General features: G+C 68.6%; 24 protein-coding genes. 11 read left to right on the forward strand and 13 right to left on the reverse strand.

From position 1 onward, the window contains the following. Positions 1–188 precede the first annotated feature (188 nt). Both KEG57_RS26450 and KEG57_RS26455 read right to left on the reverse strand, forming a co-directional pair. The gene (locus KEG57_RS26450; RefSeq protein WP_272427207.1) at positions 189–821 is read right to left on the reverse strand and encodes a hypothetical protein; all 633 of its coding nucleotides are present in this window, start codon (positions 819–821) and stop codon (positions 189–191) included. 465 nt (positions 822–1,286) lie between these two features. Next, positions 1,287–1,646, reverse strand: coding sequence for a hypothetical protein (locus tag KEG57_RS26455; protein ID WP_272427206.1), 360 nt, complete (start codon positions 1,644–1,646; stop codon positions 1,287–1,289). A 619-nt stretch (positions 1,647–2,265) separates the two neighbouring features. On the opposite strand from KEG57_RS26455, the gene KEG57_RS26460 reads away from it, so the two are divergent. The 5 genes from KEG57_RS26460 (at position 2,266) to KEG57_RS26480 (ending at position 7,517) form a co-directional block, all read left to right on the forward strand. Further along, on the forward strand, positions 2,266–3,471 hold the full coding sequence (locus KEG57_RS26460) for an ABC transporter permease subunit (protein WP_272458873.1): 1,206 nt from the start codon (positions 2,266–2,268) through the stop codon (positions 3,469–3,471). Positions 3,472–3,500: 29 nt separating this feature from the next. Next, positions 3,501–4,286: a phosphate ABC transporter ATP-binding protein gene (locus KEG57_RS26465; protein WP_308215643.1), complete on the forward strand. Its 786-nt coding sequence runs from the start codon at positions 3,501–3,503 to the stop codon at positions 4,284–4,286. A 23-nt stretch (positions 4,287–4,309) separates the two neighbouring features. Then, entirely contained in the window at positions 4,310–5,038 is a 729-nt protein-coding gene (gene phoU, locus KEG57_RS26470; RefSeq protein ID WP_272427204.1) for a phosphate signaling complex protein PhoU, read from the forward strand. Between the two features lie 70 nt (positions 5,039–5,108). Further along, complete coding sequence (locus KEG57_RS26475; protein WP_272427203.1) at positions 5,109–6,017, forward strand: SH3 domain-containing protein; 909 nt, start codon at positions 5,109–5,111, stop codon at positions 6,015–6,017. Positions 6,018–6,134: 117 nt separating this feature from the next. Continuing rightward, on the forward strand, positions 6,135–7,517 hold the full coding sequence (locus KEG57_RS26480) for a VanW family protein (RefSeq protein WP_272427201.1): 1,383 nt from the start codon (positions 6,135–6,137) through the stop codon (positions 7,515–7,517). Here KEG57_RS26480 and KEG57_RS26485 read toward each other — a convergent pair. Genes KEG57_RS26485 through KEG57_RS26495 form a run of 3 tightly spaced genes read right to left on the reverse strand, consistent with a single transcriptional unit; the run spans position 7,470 to position 10,697 of the window. After that, entirely contained in the window at positions 7,470–8,252 is a 783-nt protein-coding gene (locus KEG57_RS26485; RefSeq protein ID WP_272427200.1) for a metallophosphoesterase family protein, read from the reverse strand. The two genes, KEG57_RS26480 and KEG57_RS26485, sit on opposite strands and share 48 nt — an antisense overlap. Continuing rightward, positions 8,249–9,496, reverse strand: coding sequence for a carboxylate--amine ligase (locus KEG57_RS26490; RefSeq protein WP_272458874.1), 1,248 nt, complete (start codon positions 9,494–9,496; stop codon positions 8,249–8,251). The genes KEG57_RS26485 and KEG57_RS26490 overlap by 4 nt, the downstream gene beginning before the upstream one ends. Positions 9,497–9,512: 16 nt before the next feature. Continuing rightward, a complete protein-coding gene (locus KEG57_RS26495) occupies positions 9,513–10,697 on the reverse strand; it encodes a GNAT family N-acetyltransferase (RefSeq protein ID WP_272427197.1) in 1,185 nt (394 codons plus the stop codon). Between the two features lie 467 nt (positions 10,698–11,164). Here KEG57_RS26495 and KEG57_RS55715 point away from each other — a divergent pair, with 467 nt between their 5' ends. After that, complete coding sequence (locus tag KEG57_RS55715; protein WP_272427195.1) at positions 11,165–12,556, forward strand: adenylate/guanylate cyclase domain-containing protein; 1,392 nt, start codon at positions 11,165–11,167, stop codon at positions 12,554–12,556. Next, positions 12,553–13,590 (forward strand): hypothetical protein, encoded by a 1,038-nt coding sequence (locus KEG57_RS26505; protein WP_272427193.1) that lies wholly within the window; start codon positions 12,553–12,555, stop codon positions 13,588–13,590. The genes KEG57_RS55715 and KEG57_RS26505 overlap by 4 nt, the downstream gene beginning before the upstream one ends. On the opposite strand, the gene KEG57_RS26510 is transcribed toward KEG57_RS26505, so the two are convergent. Together KEG57_RS26510 and KEG57_RS26515 are read right to left on the reverse strand one after the other, a co-directional pair. Next, positions 13,591–15,444 (reverse strand): prenyltransferase/squalene oxidase repeat-containing protein, encoded by a 1,854-nt coding sequence (locus tag KEG57_RS26510; protein ID WP_272427192.1) that lies wholly within the window; start codon positions 15,442–15,444, stop codon positions 13,591–13,593. It abuts the gene before it with no gap. Between the two features lie 109 nt (positions 15,445–15,553). After that, positions 15,554–15,772 carry a Franean1_4349 family RiPP gene (locus tag KEG57_RS26515; protein WP_272427190.1) on the reverse strand — a complete coding sequence of 73 codons (219 nt, stop codon included), beginning with the start codon at positions 15,770–15,772 and terminating at the stop codon, positions 15,554–15,556. Positions 15,773–15,944: 172 nt separating this feature from the next. On the opposite strand from KEG57_RS26515, the gene KEG57_RS26520 reads away from it, so the two are divergent. Together KEG57_RS26520 and KEG57_RS26525 are read left to right on the forward strand one after the other, a co-directional pair. Then, complete coding sequence (locus tag KEG57_RS26520) at positions 15,945–17,192, forward strand: metalloprotease (protein ID WP_272427189.1); 1,248 nt, start codon at positions 15,945–15,947, stop codon at positions 17,190–17,192. 16 nt (positions 17,193–17,208) lie between these two features. Beyond that, a complete protein-coding gene (locus tag KEG57_RS26525; protein ID WP_272427188.1) occupies positions 17,209–17,730 on the forward strand; it encodes a cyclic nucleotide-binding domain-containing protein in 522 nt (173 codons plus the stop codon). 4 nt (positions 17,731–17,734) lie between these two features. Here KEG57_RS26525 and KEG57_RS55720 read toward each other — a convergent pair whose 3' ends face one another. The 6 genes from KEG57_RS55720 to KEG57_RS26555 all read right to left on the reverse strand — a co-directional run bounded on the left by KEG57_RS55720 (position 17,735) and on the right by KEG57_RS26555 (position 23,687). Then, the gene (locus KEG57_RS55720) at positions 17,735–18,625 is read right to left on the reverse strand and encodes a type II CAAX endopeptidase family protein (protein ID WP_272427187.1); all 891 of its coding nucleotides are present in this window, start codon (positions 18,623–18,625) and stop codon (positions 17,735–17,737) included. 157 nt (positions 18,626–18,782) lie between these two features. Then, the gene (modA, locus tag KEG57_RS26535; protein ID WP_272427186.1) at positions 18,783–19,571 is read right to left on the reverse strand and encodes a molybdate ABC transporter substrate-binding protein; all 789 of its coding nucleotides are present in this window, start codon (positions 19,569–19,571) and stop codon (positions 18,783–18,785) included. Further along, positions 19,559–20,494 carry a hypothetical protein gene (locus tag KEG57_RS26540; RefSeq protein ID WP_272458875.1) on the reverse strand — a complete coding sequence of 312 codons (936 nt, stop codon included), beginning with the start codon at positions 20,492–20,494 and terminating at the stop codon, positions 19,559–19,561. Before KEG57_RS26540 ends, modA begins: the two co-directional genes overlap by 13 nt. Positions 20,495–20,536: 42 nt before the next feature. Next, positions 20,537–21,628, reverse strand: a complete 1,092-nt coding sequence (locus KEG57_RS26545) for a hypothetical protein (RefSeq protein WP_272458876.1) — start codon at positions 21,626–21,628, stop codon at positions 20,537–20,539. A 90-nt stretch (positions 21,629–21,718) separates the two neighbouring features. Next, positions 21,719–23,206 (reverse strand): vWA domain-containing protein, encoded by a 1,488-nt coding sequence (locus tag KEG57_RS26550; RefSeq protein WP_272458877.1) that lies wholly within the window; start codon positions 23,204–23,206, stop codon positions 21,719–21,721. A gap of 163 nt (positions 23,207–23,369) precedes the next feature. Next, positions 23,370–23,687, reverse strand: a complete 318-nt coding sequence (locus tag KEG57_RS26555) for a hypothetical protein (protein WP_272427182.1) — start codon at positions 23,685–23,687, stop codon at positions 23,370–23,372. A 374-nt stretch (positions 23,688–24,061) separates the two neighbouring features. Between KEG57_RS26555 and KEG57_RS26560 the strand changes: the two genes are divergently transcribed. Both KEG57_RS26560 and KEG57_RS26565 read left to right on the forward strand, forming a co-directional pair. Continuing rightward, complete coding sequence (locus tag KEG57_RS26560) at positions 24,062–24,796, forward strand: hypothetical protein (RefSeq protein ID WP_272458878.1); 735 nt, start codon at positions 24,062–24,064, stop codon at positions 24,794–24,796. After that, positions 24,753–25,919, forward strand: coding sequence for a YlcI/YnfO family protein (locus KEG57_RS26565; RefSeq protein ID WP_272458879.1), 1,167 nt, complete (start codon positions 24,753–24,755; stop codon positions 25,917–25,919). The genes KEG57_RS26560 and KEG57_RS26565 overlap by 44 nt, the downstream gene beginning before the upstream one ends. Positions 25,920–25,976: the final 57 nt, after the last annotated feature.

The raw sequence follows: 25,976 nt of genomic DNA on the forward strand, positions 1-25,976 counted from the left end.
TCTTGAAGTCGCCTGCTTGGCTGTGCTGACGAACATGCTCACTGTGTGGCATGGGCTCTACGTTGTCCGTGCCATTTGAACCGCCATCGGCGAGCGGTTTCTTATGTGCGACGTCTTGGTTTCTGCCAGTCTTGGGGTCCTTTGGCCAGGGCTGCCCGGTTTCGGCATCCCACTGCTTGCGAAGCGTTTTACTTGGCACCCGTGGCGTAGCCTTTGCTGCATTCGCGCTGGCTGCCGGTACGCTCGCACTTCCCCCACCTCCATTCGCCGGCGGCTGCGTCGTCAGTCTTGGTGGTGGTGGTCGTCTTGGTCGTCGTCTTCGGCGCGGGCTGCGCCGCGGGCTTCGGCGTGGGCTGGGCCGCAGGTTTCGGCTGGCTCGCGCCCCCGCCGCTGCCGCTCCCCGTGGACAACGACTGCCCGTTTTTCCCGGCGGCGAGCCTCCTCTTGGCGTCCTTCCGGAAGTTGGGATGCCGCGCATGGCAAGGTCCTTGGCACTGGTTGCCTCGATCTTCCAGGAGCGCGGCGATCTCCTCGGGGCTGAGCCCCCAGAGGTTCTCCGCTTGCGCCACGGACTCGGGCGGTTTGTCCTCGTGGACCGGCGGCGGCGCGGGCGTGGGCGCCGTTTGCCCGATGAAACGCTGTTCCGGAGGCCTCTTTCCTGCCCGCCGAGTCGCGATGCGGACGGTCGTGCGTGTCGTGCCGCGCGGCTCCTCCGCTTTCTCGGCAGGCGCGGGAGCCGGGGCTTTCGCGATCAGCTTCTTCGGCAGAGGTGGTGGCGGCGGAGGTTTGTCGCAGGGCAGATCCTGATACGCGATCCCCAAAAGCTTCCGGCTCTCGGAGGGCGCGTGGGGGTCATAAAAGTAAACGGCCTTGACCGAGCGACTCTCCAGGAGCGCTCGATCGGCTGGAACGTCGTTCGAGGGACCCCGTCGCCGAGGTCATACCAGGCGCGCGCATGCGGTTCGACGCGGGGATGGCGCCGGCACACGCGAAACAGGTGCTTTCCGTCCGCCGTCGCTTGCGCCCACGCCTGCGTGTTCACGTGCGTCGCGCCGCACCCGAGGAGCAACGCCGGCACGCAAGCAGCAAAGAGAATGAGAAACCCGAGCCGAACGAAGCGCAGCGCGGCAGCCACGAGCATCCGTGCGGCCTCCGTGAGCAACCGAGGCGCGTTCGGAAAGCGAGATGGCGCGCGATGAGATGTCACGGCAAGGCCGCCAGCGCGACCGGGTCGGTGGTCTCGATGGGCGCCCGTAGGCGAGCCCGTTCCCGAATACGCGAGCGGGTCATGCGGCCCTCCCGATGACGGGCGTCGTCACGACCATCTTGCCGCCGAGAAGGACCTCCACGAGGACCTTCGCCACTGCGGCGAGGTGGATCGCGAAGGTGCCGGTGGGCGGCGAGCCCTTCGGGTTGGCGAAGCGGCGGAGCGTGTTCGCCGGGACGTCGAGCATGGCGGCGAGCGCGTTGAAGCTCCCGAACGCGCGGCGAAGCTTCCGGACCGCGACCCGGACCGCCTTCACCTCCTCGTCGGAGAGCTTCAGCGCGTCCGAGCGGCGGCGCCTCTCAGGCGTGGCGGGAGGATCGGGCGGGCAGGGCGGATCGTTCTTTTGGCCGTAGCTACCGGGCCATGACAGATCGTGCATGGGCGTGACCTCGTGACAGCGTGGTTGCGTCAAGTCGCCCCGGTGGTGTGTCTAGCGCCATCGGGGCGGCGTCTTTCGGACGACGCACATCCTACGCGGTCGCGGTCACGAATCGGTCGAATGACCGCAGTTTCGGCCAAATGACCGCACTACCCGTGGACGCGAACCACCTCTCACGCCCTCGCCCTCGGCGTTCGCTCCGACGCGAACACCGCTCGCATGCACGCGAATCCCTCTCACGCCCTCGGCCTCCTCGTTCGCTCCGACGCGAACACTGCTCGCGTGGACGCGAACCACCCTCGCGTGCACGCGAATCCCTCCCGCGCCCTCGCCCCTCCACGTTCGCTCCGACACGAACACTGCTCGCGTGGACGCGAACCACCCTTGCGTGCACGCGAATCCCTCCCGCGTGGACGTGAATCCCTCTCGCGCCCTCGCCCCTCCGCGTTCGCTACGACGCGAACCACCTCTCCCGTCCACGCGAATCACCTCTCCCGTCCACGCGAACCACCTCTCCCGTCCGAGCCCGAGAAAGCCGCTCCCGCTCCCGCAGACCCTTTTTTTCACCGCTCCACCCCTCTGTCACGGTCCTGTCACACAGCGCAGGTACGACGGCCCTGTGGGCACCCGCGTCACGCGTTCGCTCGCGGACGCCGTCGTCCCGAAGCTCCTCTTCCTCTGCGCGCTCTCGAGCGTCCTCGCCACGCTCGTGATCGCCGGCCTGCTCGCCGCGGAAGCCCTCGCGTTCGTCCGGACCCTCGGCACGTCCGCGGGTGGTGCAGGCGCCCTCGCGTCGCTCCTCGCGGGCACCGTCCTCGCCACGTTCGTCGCCGTCCTCGTCGCGCTCCCGATCGGCCTCGTCGCCGCGATCTACCTGAGCGAGTTCGCCGGACCACGCGCGCGCCGCGTCCTCGCGCCGGGGCTCGACGTGCTCGCCAGCCTGCCCACGGTCGTCCTCGGCTACCTCGCGATCGCCCTGCTCGGGCCTGCGTTCGCCGAGCACCACGTGCTCCTCTCGGGCGTGGCCCTCGGCGTGATGATGCTTCCGTACTTCGCGTCGCGGAGCGAGCGCGCCATCTCCGCCGTCCCGCACAACCTGCGCGAGGGCGCGTATGCGCTCGGCGCAGGAAAGATCGCGGTGAACCGCATCGTCCTCAAGGCAGCGCTCGGCGGGATCGGCGCCGCGCTGCTGCTCGCCGTCGCGCGTGCGCTCGGCGAGGTCATGATCCTGATGATCGTCACGGGCCACGCGTCACAAGGCGGGTGGGACGCGTGGGTCCTCGCAGCGTCGAGCCAGCCTGCCCGCGTGTCGCTCTCTGCCACGATCGAGGGCGCCCTTTTGCTCGTCGCCCTGGCCCTCGTGATCGCCGTGCCCACCGCGGTCGGCGCCGCGTCGTGGCTCGAAGAGTACGCGCCTCGCGGCCGGCTCATGTCGCGCGTCGAGCGGATCACCCGAACGCTCGCCGCGGCCCCGCCGATCGTCTACGGCCTGCTCGGGCTCGTGATCTTCGTGCATGTGCTCGGCCAAGGCGAGAGCACGCTCGCGGGCGCGGTGATGCTCGCGCTGCTCCTCTTGCCGCGGATGACCACGGCCTTCCGCGAGGCGCTCCGCGAGGTGCCCGCGTCGCTCCGGGAAGCCTGCCTCGCGCTCGGCGCCGATCGGCTGCACACGCTGCGCGAGGTCGTGTTGCCGGCGGCGACGCCCGGGATGTTTCGCGGCGCCCTCGGTTCGCTCGCTCGCGCCGCCATCGAGACGGCCCCGCTCGCGTGGATCGGCGCGGCTTCGCTCTCGGCGTTACCCTGGACGCTCCTTGGCGCGGCGTAGCGCCCGCGACGAACCCCATGGAAGCCCCTATGACCTCCGACCACCCGCACGACAGCGAGCCTCCGGTGAAGATGACAGCCGAGGATCTTCGCGCGTGGACCGACCGCGAGGAGGTCATCCGCGGGATCACGCTGCGCATCGCGGACAAGCGTGTCACGGCGTTGATGGGCCCCTCCGGCTGCGGCAAATCACCGCTCCTCCGGTGCTTGAACCGCATGCACGAGATCACGCCGGGCAGCCGCGTCGAGGGCCGCGTGCTGCTCGACGGCGTCGACATCTACGCCCCCGGCACGAGCCCCACGGAGGTCCGCCGCCGCGTCGGCATGATCTTCAAGAAGCCGAACCCGTTCCCGCACATGTCCGTGCGGGACAACATCCTCGCCGGCCTCCGCTTGAACGGCCTCCGCGCCGAAAGGCCCGACGAGCTCGTCGAGCGCTCGCTCCGCCAGGCCGCGCTCTGGGACGAGGTCGCGGACGACCTTGCTCGCCCCGGCACGAGCCTCTCGCGTGGCCAGCAGCAGCGCCTCTGCATCGCGCGCGCGCTCGCGCTTGGCCCCGAGGTCCTGCTCATGGACGAGCCGACGAGCGCGCTCGACCCCGTCGCCACGAGCCGCATCGAGGACCTCCTTCACGAATTGCGCGAGCACGTGGCCGTGGTCATCGTGACGCACAACATGCAGCAGGCCGCGCGGGTCAGCGACTACACGGCCTTCATCCACGAGGGAGATCTGGTAGAGTTCGATCGTACGGATCGGATCTTCACGAACCCGCGGGAAAAACGAACCGAGGACTACGTGACAGGGAAGTTCGGTTGAGCTGAAAGGATTTTTCGAGGTCGATGCCCCAGGGTCAGCACACGAGCCGCGTCTACGAGAACGAGCTGCGCACGCTGCGCGATCGGCTGCTCCTCATGGGCAGCCTCGTCGAGGAGATGATCGGCAAGGCGATGCAGGCCCTCGCCACGCGGGACACGGCCCTCGCGCGCTCGACCATGAAGATGGACCGGCGCATCAACCGGCTGGAGTGCGAGATCGACGACCTCTGCATGCGCATCCTCGCCATGCGTCAGCCCGTCGCCTCGGACCTGCGGTTCGTCACGAAGGCGCTGAAGATCGTCACCGACCTCGAACGCATCGGCGACCTCGGCGTGAACATCTGCGACCGCGTGGCCGAGCTCAACGAAGAGCCGCCGCTCGACGCCACGTTTGATCTCGTGGCCCTCGCCGACGAGGCGACGCTCGTCGTGCACGAGGCGCTCGACGCGCTCGTCGAGCGTGACGTCGACCGCGCGACGGAGCTGCTCACGCGGGACGAGGCGATCGACGAGCACTACAGCGAGATCTGGAAGCGCTTGCTCGAGCTCATGACCTCGGACCCGACCACGATTTACCGGGCCACGCGCATCCAATCGATCGCGAAGTACCTCGAACGTATCGGCGATCATGCGATGAACATCGCCGAGACGGTGGTTTTCCTGGTCACCGGCAAGGACATCCGGCACCGGAATCGGCGCTACGAAACCGGCGCCCCGCCGGCGAACGACGGCGCGGAAGTGAAGCCTGACTGAGGGCGTTTCGCGCCCCGTGTCTCGCGCAAAACTTGCTGAGAGCCCGGGAACTTGTGCTACGGCACGGCGCATGGCGAAGTCAACGCGCCCCGTCACGATCGAGAGGCCCTCGCCGGCCGACGAAAGGCCCGCCTGGTCCCGGGTCGGGATCGTCGCCGCGGTGGGCTTCGTGCTGGGCATCGCCTGGCCCAAGCTCGCGGGCGTGAAGGTCGGCCCCAACGTGCCGGGGGATCTCAAGGCCCAGGCCGAGGTCACCGCGCCCCCGACCGCGTCCGCCCAGGCCGCGCCCGCCGCGCCTCCGCCCACGGCCGCCCCCACGGCCGAGCCCGCCGCGGCGCCCCCGCCGAACAAGCAGACCGTGGTCGTCGGCCCGGGCAAGATCAGCCGTTGCTGGGACAAGAAGAACAAGAAGGTCACCGATTGCGGGGCCCTCCAGCTCGACCCCGTCGCGGTCCCCAAGCTCCAGGGCCTCGCCGAGTGCCCCTCGGCGGTCGGCCTCGCGGGCAAGCTCACGCTCGGCCTGGAGATCGATTTCGAGAAAAAAGAGGTCCACGTCGTCAAGAACAAGAAAGACAAGACGACGATCCCGACCTCGACCGTCACCGGCATCGTGCAGTGCGCCTCGCGCGCCTTCGCGAACCTCCCGCTCGAGGACGTCCCCAACAAGTACCGCCATTACACGGTGCAATACGGCCTCACGTTCTACCCGCCCGGAAAGGCGCCCGAGGAGGCCGAGGCCCCCGCCACCGGCGAGGGCGAAGACGCCGCCGGCAGCACCACGAGCGAGGCCGAGGCCAATGGCACAGGCACCGTGAGCTGGGATACGGCGCTCGTGCGCAAGGATCCCAAGGACGGCGAGGTCGTGGTGCGGCTCGTGCGCGGGACGAAGGTCAAGATCGTCGGCCGCCGGAACGATTGGTTCAAGATCGAGACCAACGGCAAGACCGGCTGGATCTACCGCGGCGCCATCGGACTCTGATTTTCCACGCGGATCTGGAAATCGAGCCCGCTCGGACGATAAGCTCGGGCCCGAGGCGTTCTCGGGTCGATGTCACACGCAAGCGCGCTCCCCTCGTCCACCACGCGACGCCCCCGCGTGAACTTCCTCCTCCGCGGCGCCCTCGCCGTGCTCGTCACCGGCGCCGCGGCGCTCGCGGCCTCGGCCGCTTGTCGATCTCTCCTGCCCGCTGAAAACGCGGTCGCGAAGGGCGTGCGCATCGGCGGCGCCGAGGCCGGTCCGGGGTCGCCGCGCGAGGTGGCCGAGAAGCAAGCACGCGCGCTGCTCGATCGGCGCGTGACGCTCGTCCTCGGCGAAGACGTCGCCCTCGAAACCTCGCTCGCCGAGCTTGGCGCGACCGTCGACGAGGAGCGGCTCGCGGCGCGGCTTTCGTCCGTGGGCCGCGAAGGAGACCTCTTCACGCGCCTCGCCGACGCGCTCACCGCGCGGCGCGGCGACGTCTCGGTCCCCGTCTTCGTCACGCTCCCGATCGAGCCCCTCGCCGCCGCGCTGGAGCGCCGCAAGGACGAGGCCGACACGCCGCCGCGTGGCGCGCGCCTCGATTTCGCCACGGGAAAACCCACGCCGCACGTCGCCGGAAAATACCTCGACCTGTATGCGGCCGCCTCGGCGATCGAGCGGGCCGCGCAGAACGGCGAGACGCGCGTGCCCGTCCCGACCTTCGAGATCCTGCCCGACGCGTCGAGCGAGGTCGTCGCGTCGATCGACGTCTCCCACGTCGTCACGAAATACGAGACCCGCTTCGGGTACCTCGGCGGACAGGCGAACCGCGCGCAAAACGTCGCGCGCGCCGCGGCCGGCATCGACGGCATCGTGCTCCTCCCGGGCGAGATCAAGAGCTTCAACACGGAGGTCGGCGCCCGCACGAAGGAGAATGGCTTCACCACGGCGCCCGAGATCTTCAAGGGCGAGATGCGCGAGGGCATCGGCGGCGGCACCTGCCAGGTCGCGAGCACGCTGCACGCCGCGGCGTATCTCGGCGGGTTCGAGATCACCGAGCGGATCAACCATTCCCGGCCGAGCGGCTACATTCCGATGGGCCTCGACGCCACGGTCGTCTACCCGCACGTCGACCTCAAGCTCAAGAACCCCTACACGTTCCCCGTCGTCGTGCATGCCGTCGCGGACAAAGGCATTCTCACGATCGAGATCCGCGGCAGCGGCACGCCCGCCGAGGTCGAGTGGTCGAGCGCGACGATCGGCGTCTCCCCCTACAAACGCAAGATCGAGGAGAGCGCGTATCTGACCGAGGGGCACGTCGTCCTGAAGCAAAAGGGCATTCGTGGCTACCAGATCAAGAAGACCCGCGTCGTGAAATCGGACGACGGCCGGGCGCGCGTCGAGGAGAAGACCGACGTCTATCCGCCGACCTTCGAGATCCTGATCGTCCCGCCCGGCCTCGATCCCGCGACGTTACCTCCGTTGCCCGGCGAAGAGGCCCAGCGGCAATCGAGCGGATAACCACGCCGCGATCCCGCACCGCTCTTTCGCTTCCAGCGCCGCCACTTTCGCCATCGCCAGCGTCGTATCGTACGCGACGCGCCGGAACCACACGACGCCCTGATCCATGTCGAGGATCGCGAACGCCGCGCGTGGATCCGAGTCCCGCGATTGTCCCACGCTCCCCGGGTTGATCAGGTAATGCGCCCCGTCGTCGAGCTTCACCATCTCGCCCGGCGCCGGCCCGAACGCGCCGTCCCGCGCGCGCCACGCCCCCGCGTGGTGCGTGTGCCCGAAGAGCCCGATCCGCGTGCCGTACCCGCCGTCCCGAAGCGCGCGCAGGCTCTTCTCCAGCCGCGACAAACTCGACAGATGCAGATCGTCGTTCGGCACCGGATGCAGCGCCGCGTGAAACAGCAAGAGCTCGGGCGACGCCTTCCGGAGGAGCGGCAGCGACGCGAGCCAATCGTGCGCCGGCCCGCCGAGCATCCGCTGCGTCCATCGCATCGCCTGCTGCGCCTTGTGGCCGAAATGCGCCGTGTCCCTGAGCCCGAGCGCGGCGCGATCGTGATTGCCCACGACGCACTTCGCCCCGGCCGAAGCGAGCATCCGCGCGCATTCGTTCGGGTTCGCCCCGTATCCCACGACGTCGCCGAGGCACAGGATCGTATCGACCCGCTCCACGTCGATCGCCGCGAGCACCGCGGAGAGCGCCTCGAGATTCGCGTGCACGTCCGAAAGGACCGCGTATCTCACGGCCGACCTGCCTTCCCCACCCCGCGCAGGGCCCGCTGCCCCACGCGCTTCGCCAGCGTCAGCACGAGCGGCCACGGGTCGTCCCAGGCGAACACGTCGAACACCTTCCGCCCGCGGTACGAGGCCACGAAGTCGCGGAGCGAGATGGCTCCCGAGGGCCCGTAATCGAGCAAAAACGCCCGCAGATCCTCCTCGACCGAGGCCCAGCGCAATCCCGGACGAACCGGCCCCGCGCTCGGCAGGGGCAGCCCCGCGAGCTCGGCATACGCGAAGAGCGGCAGGTTCACGCCCGACGCCGCGCCGAGCCGGTTCCACAGGTTGAACCGCGGATTCGCCTCCAGCAAAAAGAGCTCGCCCGTCTCCGCGTCTCGCTTGAAATCGAGCTTCACCACGCCCACGAGCCCGAGCGCCCGCACGACCTCGAGCCCGACCCGCGTCACCTCGTCATCTTCGACGATCTCGATGAACGTGCTCTCCCCCGAGCCCGCAGGGTACGTCCGGATCTTCTTGCCCACGTGATGCGCGACCGGCTCGCCGCGCGCATTCATCCACGCGTGGAAACTCGTGATGTGATCGTCGCCGCCGCGCACGTACCGCTGCACGACGAACGCCGTCCCCGACCGCTGCATCTGTTCGAGCCGTTTGTCGAGCTCCTCCGGCGTCCGCGCGAAAAGCGCTTTGCGGGGCAAACCGCCTTCCTCCCGAACGGCCGCGGACTTGCGGAACGACGTGTGGTTCACGGGCTTCAGGGCGCATGGCAGGGAAACGCGCGAAAGCACTTTTTCACGCGTCTTCGCCTCCTCGGACGTCACCGTCGCGGGCACGGGCAGGCCGAGCCGCCGCGCGAGCTTGGCGAAGCGCGCCTTGTCGACGAGGTCCTCGATACGCTCGGCCGGCGGCATCAAAAATCGGTAATGCTGCGCGAGCATCTCCCGGTGCCGCGAGACGCAGAGCAGCATGGAGTCCGTCCCGTAAAACAGCACGGGCCGCCCGCCCGTCCGCTCGGCCACGATCCGGAGATCCTCGGTCGTCTGGTCCGGGTTCGTCGCGGGATCCGAGATCACGGCCGTCTGCTCCACGTGCCGCGATCCGAACGTCGGATCCCCGGCGCGCGTCGAGGCCACGACGAACGGGATCTGCCGTTGGGACAGGCCCGCCTCGGCCGGCGCATTCCCGGAAAAACACCGGACCATGTTGAGATCCCCGCAAAGGACGGCCGGGACAAGCGATTCTTCGGGCATCATTCCCTCCCCTGTCGAATCAAGGTTCTTCTTCGGCGAACGCTTCCACCGGACGCCGCTTCGTCTCCGGATGCCCGCGCAGCCGTGCGATCTCGCGCGCGGCGCGCTCGGCATGATCGCGCAAGGCCTCCCGCAGCGTCCGCCGCGCCGCCCGGATCTCCACGATCGGCCGCGAATCGAGCGCCAGATCCAGCTTGTAACGCACGTCCCCGCCGAGAAAATCGTATTCACGCCGGCCCGCGTCGATCGCCATTCGAATGGCGAGCGCGTGCGCGGCGATCCCCGGGCGGAGCTTCGGCGGCAAATCGGCGCGCCGGCCGCTCTGATAAAAATACACCTTGTCGTTCCAGACCAGGTTGTACAGAGCCGCCACCGGCTCACCGCCGGCCCGCAGCACCGAAAGCTCGAGCGCGCCCCGTTCGAGCAGCGCGGGCATGACGGCGTCGTGAAACGCCGTGAATTTCGCCGAGGAAAACACCCCGCTCCGCTCGTCTTTTTGCCAGCGCGCCTCGTGCAAGGAGACGAGCGTCGCGCGGGCCTCGGAGAGCTCTTCCGGCGTACGCGCGACCGAGAGGACGAGCTCGCCCCGCCCGAAGCTCTCCAGATCCCGCATCGATCGCCGCACGAGGTACCGCCGCGACGAAGGCAACGCCGCGAGATACGCCTCGAACGACCCTGGCAACGTCACGTACGGACTCCGGCCGCGCTCCGTCAGGGTCACCATCAGATCCCTGCGCCCGAGGGCGTCCGCGAGCGCGAAGGGCGCGCGCTTGCTGCCATCCATCGCCGGGAGCACGACCTCGTCCCAGCCCCCCAAAAGGCCCCCCGCGAGCGCCCGCGCGGCCGCCTCCGCGACGGCCTCCTCCGCGCCCCGCTCGGCCACGAGCCCGATGTATTCGGAGACGATTTCGTCCGCCTCGTCCTCCCCCGACGGGAGCGATTCGAGCCGCCGGAACGGAAACCCTCGATGCCACACGCGCCGCGCGACGAGCGGCAAGAGGCCCACGAGCCGCTCCCCTTGCGTGATCCGTAGCGCACGGAGGCTTCTCCCGTCCGTCCCGCCGAACACGCGCCACCAGGCGAGAATCCACAAAGGGGAAAGCGTGGGCTCGTTGCAATCACTGCGATCGAGCAGCGCCTCCCAGTCACCCTGCATTGCCTCGAGCCCGGCGATATCGGAGACGACGGTGCAGCAGAGTTCCATGGCAAATGCCTCCCACGCCGCGCGGCCATTTCGAGCATCCCCCGAAAAACCGCGACCTTCGCCGTATGGAGATCCCGCGCGCGCCCCACGCGCGCCGCGCGAGCCACGTGTAGGCACGGACTGCGCCCCACCCTGCCTTCCGCCCACACCGATGTCCCCCGCTCGCTCGCTCCCCACTCGCTCGACCCGGGACGGCCCTCACGTACCTGCCGGACACTCGCCTCCGTCCGCCTTCCCAACGGCCCGGAAAATCCGCCGCGGCGCTCGCCCAACCGTGCGTCCGTCCGCGTCGACGAGGGCCCGACAAACTGCACGCTGCCGTGCGGCGCGAGCACATCGCCGCGCACAGGAGCGGTCTCGCGAGCTCGGGGGTTGTCCCGAAGAGCCCCGGCGCGTGCACTCGCCCCTTGACGCGGGCAGCACTTCCTTGTCCCATCGAGCCCCCCCGTAACCGGTCCGAGAGAGCCGTGGTCGACAACCTGAAGAAGCGAATATTCTCGCGTGATCGGCTCCCCGACGACATCCGGATCATCCTCCAGAATCAGGAGATGCGTGGCGAGCGGCTCGTCAACTACGTGAGGAGCGTCTTCTCCGCATTCTCCTTGGGCATGATGTTCGTGTCGTCGGAGGCGCAGGCTCCCGAGGCGCTGCGCACCTTCCGGCTCGTATTGGGCGCCTGGTTCGCCTACTCGGTGATCGTGTGGCTGCTGCTACGGCGGCGAGATCGCTACTTCAAGTGGCTCACGTACCTCAGCATTACGGTCGACATCTCGGCGGTTTGCCTCGGGATGATCGGCGGCCTGCAGAACCATTCGGGGGTCTACGAGGTCTACCGAGCCCCCACGGCGTGGCTCGTCCTCGCCGCCTTCAACGTGATGGCGGGGCTGCGCTACAGCGTCTTCGCGGGCCTCTACTCGTCGTTCCTCGGCGTGCTCTACGCCGCCGCGATGCTCGTCTACGTGCGCATGCGGCTCGATGTCCCCTGGGTGGACAAGGCCGTCTACCTCGGCCCGGGCCTGAACATCGACGAGTGTGTCATGGCCCTCGTGTTCAGCGCGACGAACGGCGTCTTCGCGGCCGTCATCGCCTGGAACTCGCGCAAGCTCATCCTGCAGGCGGCCACCGACTCGCTCGCGCGCGAGCGGGTCGAGCAGGACAAAGACCGGCTCGCCAAGTACTTCTCGAAGGACGTCGTCGACCTCGTGCTGAACAACCCCGAGAGCCTCGCCATCGGGGGACAGCGGATGACGGCCACGGTGCTCTTCGCCGACATCCGCAATTTCACGCAGCTCTCCACGATGATGCAGCCCGAGGAGATCGTGGAGCTCCTGAACCGCTACTTCTCGACGATGGTCGACATCGTCTTCAAGAACGGCGGCACCCTCGACAAGTTCCTCGGCGACGGCTTGATGGCCCTCTTCGGGGTCCCCTACCCGATCGACCACCCGGAAGAGAGCGCCGTCCGGACCGCGCTGGAAATGCTCGACGCCCTGCAGGTCATGAACCGCGAGCTCGAAGCCAAAGGCATGCTCCGCCTCGACATCGGCGTCGGCATCAATGCAGGCCCCGTCGTCGCCGGCAACATCGGCTCCTCGCAGCGCCACGAGTACACCGTCATCGGCGACACGGTGAACCTCGCCGCGCGCCTCGAAGCGCTCAACAAAGAAACACGCACGCAGATCCTCGTGTCCGCCACCGTGCACCACGCCGTCGAAAAAATCTTCCGCACGCGGCAGCTCGGGCCGCTGCGCATCCGCGGCAAACCCGAGCCCGTCGAGGTCTTCGCCATCATGCCCTCCGACGTCGTGCCCGAGCCGACGCGTATCTCGCTCCTCCCGCCCTCGACCACCTACCCGTGAACCTCCTCGACACCGCCTTCCCGAGTTACCTCGCGAAGCAGGCGGAGATCGACGCGGCCTGGGATCTCTGCGAAAAACGCCTCGCCGGGCTCCCGTCCCCGCTCGACACGCTCGCCACGCGATTCCTGCACGCCATCGCGGAAGGAACCCCCTCCCATCGCAGCTACTTCTCCGGCCCGCTCGCGCCGCCGCTGCTCTACATGCCGCTCTGGCTCGCCGATCGCCTCGCCTCCGAGGGCGCGCTCCCCGCGCGCGCGCAGGCCTCGATCGTGCCCATCCTCGCGGCCACCATGCAGGGCTACTTCTACGTGCGCATCCAGGACGATCTGCTCGACGATCCTGCACGCGCCGATCCCGAGCTCCTGCTCCTCGGCAACGCCTGTTTCGCCGGCATGGCCCTCGCCTACACGGAAGCCCTCGGCCCGCGCGCCCCGGCCTTCTTCCAGGCCTTTGATCGAGCCATCGCCGCCTTCTCCCGCCTCACGCTCGCCGAGCTGCGTGTCGTTCGTGGCGAAGGGCCCTACGCCGAGGCGCTCTTCGAAGAGCACGCCGGGAAGGTCGCCTTCGCGCGCGTGCCCCTGCTCGCCATCGCTGCACTCGCGGACGCGCTTCACCTCGAGGCCTCGATCACGACCCTCGTGGATCGCCTCGGCGTCACGTACGGCCTCGCGAACGACGTGCTCGGCTGGCCCCGTGATCTCCGCGCAGGTCACCGCACCCACCTGCTCGCCCAGGCGCACCTTTCACGCGCCGACCTGGATCACCTTGCCACGCTCGCGGACGAACACGCGAGGGCCGAGGCCCACGAGGCCCTCGCCGAGCGGCTCCGCGTGACGCTTTACGAGGGGATGCTCCTGCACCGTACGATCGAGCGAGCCATCGCGGAACAGGCGCGCGCCGCCGAGGACGCCCGAAAGCTCGGCCTCCACGGGTTCGACGTGTACACCGCGGATCGCCTCGCGTGGCTCGGCGCGCTCGACCGGGAGATCCTCGCGATGTCGATGAAGCGCGCGCTCGGGGCGCGATCCCGCTGATCAGCCACGCGCGAGCCGCGCCCTCGTCCGGACGAGGGCATCGAGGCAAAGCGCGGCCGTGATCGAGCGTGCCCCGTGCGCCGCGAACGCGAAGTCCTTGCCCGGCGTGCGGTAAAACGGCTCACGCGGAAACAGCCCATCGTAGTCCTGACGGGACGCGAGAAACGTCACGGCGGGCCAGGGATCAAAGGGCTCTTCTCGCCCACACGCGAGCACGCCGAGCTGGCACGCGGTCGCCATCACGCCCCCGAAGCCGCCGTCGGCCCGCCGCGAGGCCACGATCTGCCGCTCGATGTCGGTCACGAGCGCGCGCAGATGGGCGCGCGGCGCCGGCTCGCCCGGCGTTTCCTCGGCGACGTTCGCGAGCCGCGCGAGCAAGTACCGCGCGAACGGAGCGGGGTAGAAATGCACGGCCTTCGCCCCCTCCGCCTCCCAGACCCGCGCGATCCAGGCGAGCGTGCGATCGAAGTACCCCTCGGGCAGGGGCGCATGGGCCTCCGCGAGCCCGATCATCGCGTTCGCCGCCACCGCGACGCACCGCGATCCGAGCCACTTCGGCGCTCCCTCGGACATGGGCTCGTGCAGGTGCCGCTCGAGCCACACCGCCATCGCCCCATCCTCGGCCGTGTTGCGCACGAGCACCTCGATCGGCCAGGCGAGCGCCTGTGTCCGCGCGGCCCCGTCCACCGAGCGTGCGATGAGCTGAAGCGCGAGCCCTAGATCGTCTGCGTCCGGCGGGATGCCCGCGAAACCTTCGAAGTAGCGGAACCCGTCGACCCCGCGCTGCGCGACGAGCGCCTCGACACGCGGCGTGATGTCCTCGCCCGCCCCCGAGAGCGCGAGCAGGCAAAGCCCCACCGGGAACAGCCGCGCCACGTACGTCGCGTCGAACGGCCCTCCCCAGCGCTGGATCTCCCACGACTCGCGCAGCTCGGGGTCGGCGGCGAGGGCGTCCCGGGCGAGCGTGATGGCCCGGTCGAGCGCCTCGGCGGGGGTGGGTCCTCGGGGCGTGAACCCGAACAGGCGGGCGGCCCGCGACGCACGCGTGATCTGCGCGGTCGTCAACTCCACGAGGGCCCGCGTGTCCTCTCCGTCGAGCCCCTCGTGCACCTCGTTTGCCCAGGCGGCGCACGTCGCTTCGAGCGGCGCCGCGAGCCTCGGGTCTCCGACGAGCCGAAGCAGCGGCGTCCGGTCTGGCGCGGGTTTGGCCGCCTCGGCGATCGCCTGATCGAATGCGGGACCGAGCTCCCCTCTGCCCTGCGCGATCGAGCCGAGGAGCTGCGGCCGGGGCGCGCTCGCGCCGGCGAAGGTGAGCGAGCGGGCTTCGAGCGCGAGGCGAACGAGCCTCCCGAGGGCGCCTGCTGCGCGACAGAGGCCGGGCTCGTCCGGACGACCGACCAGGGCGGGCAGGAGGTGGGACAAACCGTAGTCTGCGAGCGGCGAGGACGGCAGGATCACGGCCGCGTCGCCGGCCTCCGCGAGGGCATCCCCCACGGCGACGATCACGGAATCGATGACCTCACCCATCGAGGCATCGATCGAGCGGCGGGCCCCCTCGCGTGATGCGAGCAGAAGCCATGCGGAGGGGGAAAACGGCGCCACCGCGTCCTCGGCCGGCATGGGATCGTGCGGCGCGGAAAAACCTGCCGCGGCGTGGATGGCTGCGGCGAGGAGCAGGAAGGTACGAACGAGGGGGGCGTGTGCTTCGGGCCTATGTTCGTCGGCGATGCGGCCGAGCAGCGTCGCCGCTGCGCGAAGCGCGGCTTCTTCGTGGCCGAGCGTCTGCAGGGAGGCCCTGGCCCGCTCGGCCTCGGCGCGAGGCAAACCCTTCCAGACAGGGTTCAGCGCATCCACGAAGCAAGGATCCGAAGAAGAACGTTGGGGCGCGTGGGGTCCGATGGACCGCCTCGCATGCGGGGCTGCGCGACGTCGCGCGTCCCCGCGCGACCGTTTTGGGAACCGCTCAGCTCGCGGCCTTGCGGTTGGCCATCTGGCTTTCGAGGCCCTGCGCCATCGCATTCACCTCATCGGGATTGGCGTTCTTGATGGCTTCGATCACTTCGGGAACGGCTTCGTATCCCTCGGCGGTCAGCGTGGCTTCGGGTGCCGCGAGCAACTTCTTCCGGAACTCCACATCCGTCAGCGCGCGACCGATGAGCTCTTCAACGCTCTTCTTCGACATGACAACACCTCACGTTTGCTCCGCGGCCCGAATCAATGCTGGACGCTGGAGATCGAATGTACAATCGGATACAGCGGGATCGACCCTGCTGTCAAGGAGTGGCGGGCGCGGATCTTTGCCCAGCAGGGCCTCCATGGTAGTCTGGGGCTTACGGGCCGTTGTGCCGGAGCTCATGAGCGACAAAGCGAAGCCCGAGCTCGAGCTCCTCATTCGGTCCCGACCCGGCGGCTCTGGATCCGCCACTGGATCCGGCGGTTCGAGCGGCGGCTTCGTCACGCGGCGGTACGTCGCGAACCAGGTCGCGCTTACGGTGAGGCCTCGCCGCATCCCGGAGGAGAGCTACGAAATCCAGGCGCAGTCGAGGAAGGATCGCAAGCTTTTTTACGTCATCCGGCAGCTCGAGGCCGACAAATACCTCTTCCTGAACGAAGAAGAGTATTTCCTCTGGCAGAAGATGGACGGTCTCCACACGCTGCGCGACGTCGCGACGGCGTACTTCCTCAAGTTCGGATCGTTCGACTTCCGCGTCATCCAACGGTTCCTCTCTCGCGCCCGCGAGAACAAGCTGATCGTCATTCCGCAGACCGATCTCGTCCGGCGCTCGCTCGCGGACGAGCCCGTGTCGATGCGCTCGCATTTTCTCACGAAGCTCCGCGGGCTCGACCTGCGTTTGCCGAACGTCGATCAAAAGCTCGCGGTCCTTTACCAGCGGATGCGTGTCTTCTTCACGCGCCCCGCGTTCGCGTGTTACGCGCTCCTGCTCGTGCTCGGCGGCGTGGCGTTCGTAAAGCAGTCGGGCCGCGGAGCGGGCGCCGAGGTCCTGCACGCGGGGCACGCGCTGCTCGTGCCCGTCTTCCTGCTCTTCCACGTCATGGCCGTCGTGGTGCACGAGCTCGCGCACGCGCTCGCGTGCAAGCACTTCGGCCGCGAAGTGAAGGCGTTTGGCTTCACCTTCATGAACCGGCTCATGCCGAGCGTGTATGCGGACGTGACGGACATGTGGATGTCGACCCGCAAGGCGCGTATGGCGGTGAGCTTCGCGGGCCCCCTCTCGGGCCTGCTCCTCGGCAGCGCGAGCGCGATCCTCGCGTGGATCCTGCCTGCCGGCATCCCCTCGTCGTTCTTCTGGTTCGTCGGGATCACGATCGTCGCGTTCTCGCTCGGCAGCCTCTACCCTTGCCTCTTCATCGAGTCCGACGGCTACCACATCCTGAGCGATTGGCTCCGCATGCCCGCCCTGCGCGAGCACAGCCGCCGTGTCCTGCGCGACAAGCTTCGCGATATCGTACGCGCCCGTAGAACGCGGCCCATGACGAGCGACGAACGCACGTACTTCCTGTATGGATTGGCTTCGGTCGTCAGTCTCACCGCCGTCGCCACCACGATCGTGGTGATCGCCGCGCACCGCCTGACGCGCTAATCCGAGGCCAGACCTGATGAAGTTCACCCCGCGACCGCTCCGCAAGGACCAAATCAAGGACTGCGCCCGCATGCTCCGGCGCGTCACCTTGTTCTCCGCCTGGTCCCCCGACGAGATCGAGGAGTTTGCCGCGCACGTCCAGCTCTTGCCCTTCCCCTCGCAGGAGGTCGTGCTCTGGGAGGGCGACGCCGGCGACGTGCTCTACATCATCGCCGAGGGCAGCGTCGTCGTGTCGCGCCGCCTGAAGGGCGACGTCGAGACCGTCATCTGCCGCTTGCACGCGGGCGACTTCTTCGGCGAGCTCGACGTCATCGACGACCAGTCGGCCTCGGCGAACGTGCAGACCGAGACGCAGTGCCTCTTCTACACGATCGATCGCGACACGCTCTACCGCGAGCTCGAGGCGAACCCGCGCGTCTATTCGAAGTTCCTGCTCGCCCTCCTCAAGGAGGTCGCCAAGCGCCTGCGCACCACGAACCAGCGGCTCATCGACGCGATCCTCTGGGGCATCGACGCGACGTCGCTCGACACGGGCTGATCGTTCAGAGACGAACGGTCCCGAGCGCGGACGAACGGCTGCTCGGCGCGCTCTCCTGCCCGCGCCGAAAGCGCAAGAGGAGGAACGTGATGAGCACGGTCGAGGCCGCGACCAGCACGCCCCCTTCGCTCGCCCAGAGCGGCGCGTGTTCGCCCGTGGTCGAGGCGCCGAAGAACGAGACCACGATTGCGTTCCACGCCGCGTGCATCACCACGGGTGGCCAGACGCTCCCCGTGTCGAGCCGGAGCCTCGCCGCGAAATAGCTTTGCCCGCACATGGACACGACGAAGAGCAGAAGCGCAAGGAGCGGCGACGGGCTCGGGTTGTAGTGCCCGCTCAGGATGAGCGGCGCGTGCCACAACCCCCACACGACGCCGGTCACGAGCGCCGGATACGGCACGCCCGCGTCGATGAGGCGCGGCAGGAGGTAGCCACGCCAGCCGATCTCCTCGCCGATCGCAAGCACCGCCATCGCGGCCGGGCCGATCGTGAGCGCGATGATGCACCCCGCGACGAACCGCTCGCCGGGTGTGCCCCCGGGGATGGGGAACCCGAGCGGGTGCACCGCCGCGGGCTCGAACGCGGCGATGCCCGTGCCCCACGCGAGCCCATACGCAGGCAAGGCGATCACCACCGGATAGATCAGCGCCGGCACCATGGACCACGCCACGCGTCGGTCGAAGCGGAACGATACGTCGCCAAACCCCTCGCGCAGGACGAACCGCGCGACCACGGACGCGAGGCAGGGGACCCATACGAATGGGAGGAACCTGCTCGGCGCGAGGCCGTGCAGCGCAATGTCCACCTGGAACGGCGCGCTCGCGAGGAGGAGAACCCCGAAGTAGATCGCGAGCCCTCTGCGCGCGCGCCGAACCTTGTCCATCGCCTCGTGCACCGACGGCGAGCTTATACGGGGTCGAGCCTCGCGGATAGGGACAAGGCAGACCTCGCGCGGTGTTCCGTCGCGGGCCGGGGCGTCGGCGTCCCGACACCTCTGTGGTATCGCGTGTTTGTCCGGCGCATCCGGGAAGGCGGCCCGGGGACGCATCGGCCTAGGGAATCGGGCCAAACCCGTACGAGGCGAGGATCCGCTGCCCCTCGGGCCCCGCGATGAAATCGAGCAGCGCCTCGGCATCTGCCCGTACCCGCGCGCGGGCCTTCGTGGTGACGGCAGCCCAGACTTCGGGCCTCGGCGCCCATTCTCCCTTTCCGCCATCGAGCACCTCGATCCCCGCCGCGCCGGGGACCTCCGTACGATAAACGATCGCCGCCGCGACCTCGCCCCGCTCGACGTAGGCGAGCACGGCCGCGACGTTCCCGCCGAGCACCACGCGCCCCTCGAGCGCCTTCCACACCCCGAGCTTCTCCAGCGCCTCGCGCGCGTAACGACCTGCCGGCACCGCGCCCGGCTCCCCGATCGCGATCTTCTCGCCCGACGGTAACGCCGTCCCGAGCGTCTGGAACGTGAGCTTCGGCCCGCCCTTCGGCCCGACGAGCACGAGCTCGTTCGTCGCCACCACACGCGCCCGTTTGGCGTCCACGTGCCCGCCGGCCGCGAGCCGGTCGATCGGATCGCGGGCCGCGACGATCACCAGATCGACCCCGGCGCCGCCCTCGATCTGCCGCGCGAGCTCGCCCGAGGCCCCGTACGTCGCGCTCACGCGGACGCCTGGATGCGTCGCGGCATACCCCTCGCTCAGCTTGGGGAACACCTTCCGCAGGCTCGTCGCCGCGGCGACCGTCACCTCCCCGCCCTCCGCGGGCTCGCGCTTGCAGCCTGCGACGACGAGTGCACCGAGGGCGAACGCGAGGACGAACGCCCTCCGGCCTAGGGCTCGCAAAGCCCCTGCTTCCACCGCGCGTACGACAGCAAAAAGAAGTTTTCGACCGCGGTCTCCATCTCCGGCGACAGCAAGAACATCGGATGGCAGGGCTCCTGGTCGCACATCTGACTCTCCTTGCCCTTGTCGATGTGGCGCCGCGCGGGCACGAGATCCATGAACGCGCCGGTCTCGTCGACCGTGCCGACGGCGATTTTCAGAATGTACGGAAAGAGCCGGTTTTTCTCGAACGTCGCGGCGGAGTCGCCGGAAAGCCAATTGCCGCCCATCCCCGCGAAATGGCACGCTTTGCAGGCGCCGGCCGCCGTCGGCTGATCGGGCAGGTTCACCATTCCGGTCGACTCCCAATCCTTCCACTGCATGCACGCGCCGAACTCCTCGAGCGCTTCGAGCAGCGTCGTGTCGCTCACCGGCCCACCGCCCCCGCCGCCGCCCGCGCCTCCCGCCCCGCCTTCGCCGCCCGCGCCGCCCGCGCCCGGATCCGGCTCGAACGTGGGATCACCGAAGAGCCCGCGCTCGTCGACCTCTTTCAGCAGCCATTCCGTGAGGAGGGTATCGTCCTCGACCGCGAGGGCCGGGCCGGTATGCTCGCCTTTCAGGCGGAGCAGGCTGTTGTCGGGGTGGGCGATGAGCGGCTTCGGGTACCCCTCGATCTTCGCGTACGACGAGCTCTCCTCGGCGCCGAGCCAGATGGGCGCGCTGTTCGCGCCTTGCGTGTGGCACGGCGTGCATTTGCTGGCGAGGATCGGGTAGACGTTCAGGTCGAAGAGCTCCTTCGCCGTGAAGTAATCGTCCGGCGGCCCGCCTGCGTCCCCCGAGCCGCCATTGCCGGGCGGCGTGGGCCCGAGGGTGCCGGTCGGCGGCGCGACGCAGCCATACGCCAGGATCAAGGCGAGGACGAACCACGCGGTCGCTTGTTTCATGTCACTCCCGCCGGGGATCATGGCCCGATCCCCGCGCGGGGGTCAACGAAAGAGGCCGAGCTGGAGCGACGAGCAGCCCGCGCCGTCCTTCGAGACGACGCCGGCGAACTGCTTCACGGGCGGATAAATGTACCCGAAGAGGATGCACATTTCGTTGAGCCCGAGGCCGTAGTGGACCTCGATGTCCCGCGTGTTGTCGAACAGGCACGCGTGGCGGATCGCGGTGACGCCTTCGAGATCGAGCGGCGGATCGTAGCTCCGGATGTCACTCGCGAGATCGTAGGCGCCGTCATCGTAGACGCGCTGCGCGGCGCCGTCCGCCGTCATGAAATCCACCGTGAAACCCTGCGCGAGGTCGTGCGTGTGGGGCATGAGCGAGACGACGTGCCCGCCGAACACGGTGCACGTCGTGCCGACGGTCTCGGTCGTGTGCGGCGGGATCGAGAAGTCCGAGATCTGCATGACGAACGGCGCGACCTCCTGGGTGAGCTCGTCCGCGGGCATCGTGAAGAAATCGTAGGCGAGCTCGATCCGCTGCGGCTCGGTTTTCGTGTTCAGGAAATGGATGCTCGTCGAGATCTCGCGCGTGGTGTCGAGCACATAGCCCATTCCCTCGGGAAACTGGATGGACTCCTCGCCGACCACCTGCGTGGAGTTGGCGAAGAGCACGTCGGGGATCCCGGCGCCCACGTTCGAGAAGGGATCCCCGGCGCCGGGATGGCAGTCGGGATACGGGTTCGGGCCGAGATCGGCCTCGAGGGGCTTGGCGACCATGTTCGAGTGGTGCAGGCCCGGCGTCGTGTAAAGGCGGCCGCCGTGCACCACCTTGTTCGTGATGTCGGGGATGGGCCACGACAGGCAAAACGAGACCTCCTCGCCGGGCGCGAGCGTGCGCGGCGGGGCGACGATACGAAAGCCGCTTTTCGGCGGGGGCGGGAGGTCGAGATCCTGGAGCGGCTCGCCGTAGGCGACGACGTTGTCCGCGTCGAGCTGCGCGGCGGGCTCGTAACGTCGAACGGGATCGACACAGGCGCCGCGGAAGAGGACCTCGCTGCCGAGACAGAGGGGCTCTCCTCCGCATCCGGACGAGAGCGCGGCAAGGGCGAGGAGGGGAGCGATGATTCGGGTACCCATGATCGCGCATGATCCCGCGGCTCCCCGAATTGATCCACTATTTCTGGATGAACAGAACGTTCGTCCGGGCCGTACCAAACGAAGGGCGGATCAGTAGCCCGCGTCGTGCATGGCGGCCGCGTTGATCTCGAGGGCGCGGGCGCGGCGGGCGGCGGGCGCGGCGGCGGCGGGCGCGGCGGCGGCGGTGCCTGCGCTCTTGCGCGCGGCGCTCACATTGCGTGCGGCGGCGAGGACGCGCTGTTTCTCTTTCTCGTCGCGGACAGAGGCGGCGACCGCGTTGAGGCGCTGTTCGGCCTGGGCGAGGGCCTTCGAGGCATCCTCGAAGCGGCCCGCGTTCACGTCCTGCGCGGCGGCGATCGAGATCTCCGAGGCCTCGTGCACGGCGGCGATCGTGCGAGCTCGAGCATTCTCGTGGTGAGCGACGACGGCGGGATCGTCGGTCAGATCGAACCGGGCCACGACCTCCTGCACGCGCGGCAAACCCTGCTCCGCCGGATCGCGGAAATGCAGGCGCACACTCGCGAGGGGGCGTGCGCCGCTCGCGGTCGGATCATCGACGCGTACACGCACGGCCATTTCGCGGTGCTGGCCGCCGAACATGGCGCCGAGGGGCACGCGCATCCCGCCGCCCGCGACGGGCATGGCGCGGGCGCCGGCGACGGAGAGGATCGTGACGCCCGGCGCGGGGACGATCTCCACGACGGCGTCGGTGGCGCGCGTGCCGGCGAAGAGGCGCGTCTCCTCGGCGAGCACGTTCGCCATGTCCTCGGGCGAGGCGAGGTGATGCATGCGACCGCTCGATCGCACGGCGAGCGTGTTCAAGGTGCGCTCGTCGTAGTCGAGGCCGACGCCGAGGGCGGTGACCTGGATGCCGCGCTCGGCGCCGGTCTCCGCGATTGCGCCGAGCAATTCGGGCGAGGTGGGGCCGACGGTGGCGACGCCGTCGGAGATGAGGACGACGCGACGAACGGGGTGCGACGCGGGTGCGGACGCGACGCGCAGCTCGGCGAGGCGCAGGCCATCGAAAAGGTTGGTCCCGCCCGCCGCGCTGAGGTGGTCGATCACGGCGTGCATGGTTGTGCGCGCATCGGGGTCGAGGGGAAAGGGCGCAATGCGGTCCTCGGCGGTGTCCGAGAAGGCCTGGATGGAGACGATGTCGCCGTCGGGCAGGCTGTCGACCATGCGATGCGCGGCGGCGCGCGCATGCTGCATCTTGGGGCCGGACATGGAGCCGGATGTATCGATGACGAGCGCGAGCGCGCTCTTCGCGCGGGCGATCTTGGCGGCCGTGGGCACGTCGACCCACACGCCGAGCAAGGTCTCGCGCTGGCTGCGAAGAATGAAATCACTCGCGGGGGCGGCGCCGATCCACGAGGCATTTTCGCGGGGCGCGTCGCTCGCGGCGCCCTGTGGGGCGTCGCCTCCGGAGGCCACGACGAGCGTCGTCGGCTCGGACTTCTTTGGCGCGGATGCGGCGCCGCTCTCGTGCGCCGGGCTCGCGGCGGGGGCTTGCGGGGCGGCGGTGGCGCACCCGGCGAGCAGGGTGGCCGTGAACAAAGCAATCAGCTTCGGTAGCATCGTCGGCTCCTCGTTGGGCGCGCGCCTCACGGGAGTGGCCAGCTCCTCGGGCGCGGCGGCCCGACCTCTTACGGACGAGAGCGGCGAACGATCTTCCGGATGTGAAGAAGTGTCAGGTGGAGGGAAGCCAAGGAAGCCGCGGTTCAGCGTCGTGCGGCCCGGATCACGGCTCCTCGTTCGTCCCGGTCGCCTCGTCCTCGCTCGTCCCTTCGCTCGGCTTCTCGCCTTTCAGGAAGAACGATTCCACGAAATCACGTTGCCCCGGGAAAAGCGCGCCGAGCGATCGGTGCACGCGCTCGAGCTCCAATCGCAATCGGCCCTTCGCGACGAGCTCCTCGGAGCGTTCCTTCGACCAGCCCATCTGCGCGCCGTCGTTCGCCTCGATTGCCTTCTGCGCGCGCTCGGCGGCATCCTTCAGCTTGCCCACGAGGGCCCCGCGGGCGTCATCGGGGAGGAGGGGGACGGCGGGTGAAGAGGCCATGCGGGTCATCCGGCATGAGGCGCGCCAGGGGTTTGGAGGGCACGCGGGTCATCCGGCATGAGGCGCGCCATGGGTTTGGGGAGCATGCGTGTCATCCGGCATGAGGCGCGCCAGGGGTTTGGGGGGCACGCGGGTCATCTGGCATGAGGCGCGCGAGGGGTTTGGGGAGCACGCGGGTCATCCGGCATGAGGCGCGCGAGGGGTTTGGGGAGCACGCGGGTCATTGGACAGGACACGTCCGGGGGGTTCTGGGGGTCTTCGGGACATGGTCGAGGAGGAGGGCGAGGGGGGTGGAGCGTCGGCCGCGTGGCGGATGGTGATGGTGCACCCGAACCACGTTGACGTATTTCCAGAGCTCTGATCGCATCTCGCTCATGGCGTTCTACCGCGTGCGCCCCCTCCTCCCCTTCGGGCTCCTCGGCTGCGCGACGTTGGCGCTCGTGCCGCTCGGCTGCGGGGCCAAGATCACCTATCCGGCGGCGAGCGAGGGCCCACGTGTGCCGGGTGCCACCGCCGAGCGCCTGCGAGCGTGCGTGGATGAGTTCGGTGGTGATCTTCGCGGGGGATATTACGTGTTCGACTACACGGTGAAGGTCGACGAGGAGGGCCGCGTGGTCGATGTGGCGTCGAAGGGCGTGCCCCATGCGGATCTCGCGGGGTGCACGCGGCTCGCGCTGCGCGCCATGACGGTGCCGGAGGACCTCCTCAGGCTGCGCAAGCTGCGCCTGTCCGAGTCGCCCGCTCCTGCGAATGGGCAGGCGGCGGGCGAGCGTGGGCTCGTTGGGCACCCCGGGGTGCTCGTGGCGGTGGCGATCGCCCTCGCCGACCTCGTCATCGAAGTGGGTCCTGTCATCATCGTGATGGCCGCCGAGCTGGAGCTCAGCAAGGATATTGCGGAGACGATTCAGAAGAGGCCGAGGTGGGAGGAGAGCTGTAATAAAAGGAGGACGGACTGTCTCGGGACCGATCTCGCGGATCAGTCCGGCGATATCGAAGGGTCCTCGATGTGCGAGTACTGCCGTCGGGTCTGCAATGCACAGAGGGGCCAATGGCCAGAGCAAGTCGATGGCAGATCATGTGAATATTGGCTACCTAAATGGAAGCGCTAGAACGACAATGAAGACGCAGCAAGAAGACACGGGGGCGCAGTTCTCGGCTCTCGCGAAAGCCATCGATCAAGCGTGGCTCCAGACGCACAAGGGTGACTTCACCGACGCCGTGCGCGAGTACCAACGGGTCGAGGCGGAGTTCGTGGCGCGAATGAACGACAACGCGCCTTTCGTGCTCGAAACGAGGCGACGCATTGCGGAAGCAATTCTGAGTGCAGCGCATAGCCATCACCCCTCCTTCGACGTCTGCCGGGAGGCCTGGAACAATCTCGTTCGCTTCGGCTTCACGAACTTTCACACGAGATGCATGCACTCCTGGTTTTACGCGGATTGCTGCGCGTACGACGAGCAGCCCGAGGAGGGGCTCGCCGTGCTCGAGCCTCTCCTCGCCGAGATCGAACGACTGCGCGAAGAAGCCAGGGCGACGCAGCGCCCTACGGGTTTCTACGAAAACGAGATCGAGCACCTGGGGGACCTCCGGGACGAGCTCCTTGCCCAGCAAAGGGGAGAGCTCAGCCCGGGCCGAATCACGCGGCGTATGGACGAGGCGTACCAGCCGACCCCGGAAGAAGTGAGAATCGACGAGCTCTACGATACATTCTGGGAGGCACGCCGCGCCGTCTTCAATACGTACGCAAGATCGTGGGACCGGAGCTTCGCCGACGTCGCCGCCGACTACCGACGGGTGGAGGCGGATATCGTAGCGCGCGCAGGCGAAGCCGAGGCCTTCCAGCCCTTCGTGCTCGAAGTGAGGCAAGTAGTTGCCGAAAATATTCTCACGGCAGCCTGTGGCCTCGAACAACCCTTCGAGGTCTGCCGGGATGCCTGGAACGAGCTGGTTCACCTGGGCTTCAGGGACTTCGGAGAACAATGCAGGATGACAGATATGTACGCAAAGTCCTGCGGGCTCAACCGGAAGCCCGAGGAGGGCCTCGCCGTGGTCGAACCGCTGCTCGCGGAGCTCGAGCAGCGGCTCGATGCGGAGCTCGAGCGACGGCGCGAAGCGCACGCGAAAAGCGAACCACCCACGCACGAGGAGCCGTCCCCGAGCTTCTACCGCGATTGGATCAAGTCCCTGGGCGAGCTCCGGGACAAGCTCGAAGCACAACGCAAGGGCCCGTGAGCGCGACCGCGCGTGAACGACGGCGCCCGTGGGCTTGACGTCTCGCGAGGGTTTGTC

This window comes from Polyangium jinanense (assembly GCF_028435365.1).

Excerpts from the sequence above, each read along its gene's own strand:
- phoU (WP_272427204.1), top strand. The coding sequence starts at position 4,310 with ATGCCCCAGGGTCAGCACACGAGCCGCGTCTACGAGAACGAGCTGCGC.
- KEG57_RS26520 (WP_272427189.1), top strand. The coding sequence starts at position 15,945 with ATGAGCGACAAAGCGAAGCCCGAGCTCGAGCTCCTCATTCGGTCCCGA.
- KEG57_RS26515 (WP_272427190.1), bottom strand. The coding sequence starts at position 15,772 with ATGTCGAAGAAGAGCGTTGAAGAGCTCATCGGTCGCGCGCTGACGGAT.
- KEG57_RS26565 (WP_272458879.1), top strand. The coding sequence starts at position 24,753 with ATGGCAGATCATGTGAATATTGGCTACCTAAATGGAAGCGCTAGAACG.
- KEG57_RS26555 (WP_272427182.1), bottom strand. The coding sequence starts at position 23,687 with ATGGCCTCTTCACCCGCCGTCCCCCTCCTCCCCGATGACGCCCGCGGG.
- KEG57_RS26475 (WP_272427203.1), top strand. The coding sequence starts at position 5,109 with ATGGCGAAGTCAACGCGCCCCGTCACGATCGAGAGGCCCTCGCCGGCC.
- KEG57_RS26495 (WP_272427197.1), bottom strand. The coding sequence starts at position 10,697 with ATGGAACTCTGCTGCACCGTCGTCTCCGATATCGCCGGGCTCGAGGCA.
- KEG57_RS26465 (WP_308215643.1), top strand. The coding sequence starts at position 3,501 with ATGACCTCCGACCACCCGCACGACAGCGAGCCTCCGGTGAAGATGACA.
- KEG57_RS26525 (WP_272427188.1), top strand. The coding sequence starts at position 17,209 with ATGAAGTTCACCCCGCGACCGCTCCGCAAGGACCAAATCAAGGACTGC.
- KEG57_RS26545 (WP_272458876.1), bottom strand. The coding sequence starts at position 21,628 with ATGGGTACCCGAATCATCGCTCCCCTCCTCGCCCTTGCCGCGCTCTCG.
- KEG57_RS26560 (WP_272458878.1), top strand. The coding sequence starts at position 24,062 with ATGGCGTTCTACCGCGTGCGCCCCCTCCTCCCCTTCGGGCTCCTCGGC.
- KEG57_RS26455 (WP_272427206.1), bottom strand. The coding sequence starts at position 1,646 with ATGCACGATCTGTCATGGCCCGGTAGCTACGGCCAAAAGAACGATCCG.
- KEG57_RS26490 (WP_272458874.1), bottom strand. The coding sequence starts at position 9,496 with ATGATGCCCGAAGAATCGCTTGTCCCGGCCGTCCTTTGCGGGGATCTC.
- KEG57_RS26550 (WP_272458877.1), bottom strand. The coding sequence starts at position 23,206 with ATGCTACCGAAGCTGATTGCTTTGTTCACGGCCACCCTGCTCGCCGGG.
- KEG57_RS26540 (WP_272458875.1), bottom strand. The coding sequence starts at position 20,494 with ATGAAACAAGCGACCGCGTGGTTCGTCCTCGCCTTGATCCTGGCGTAT.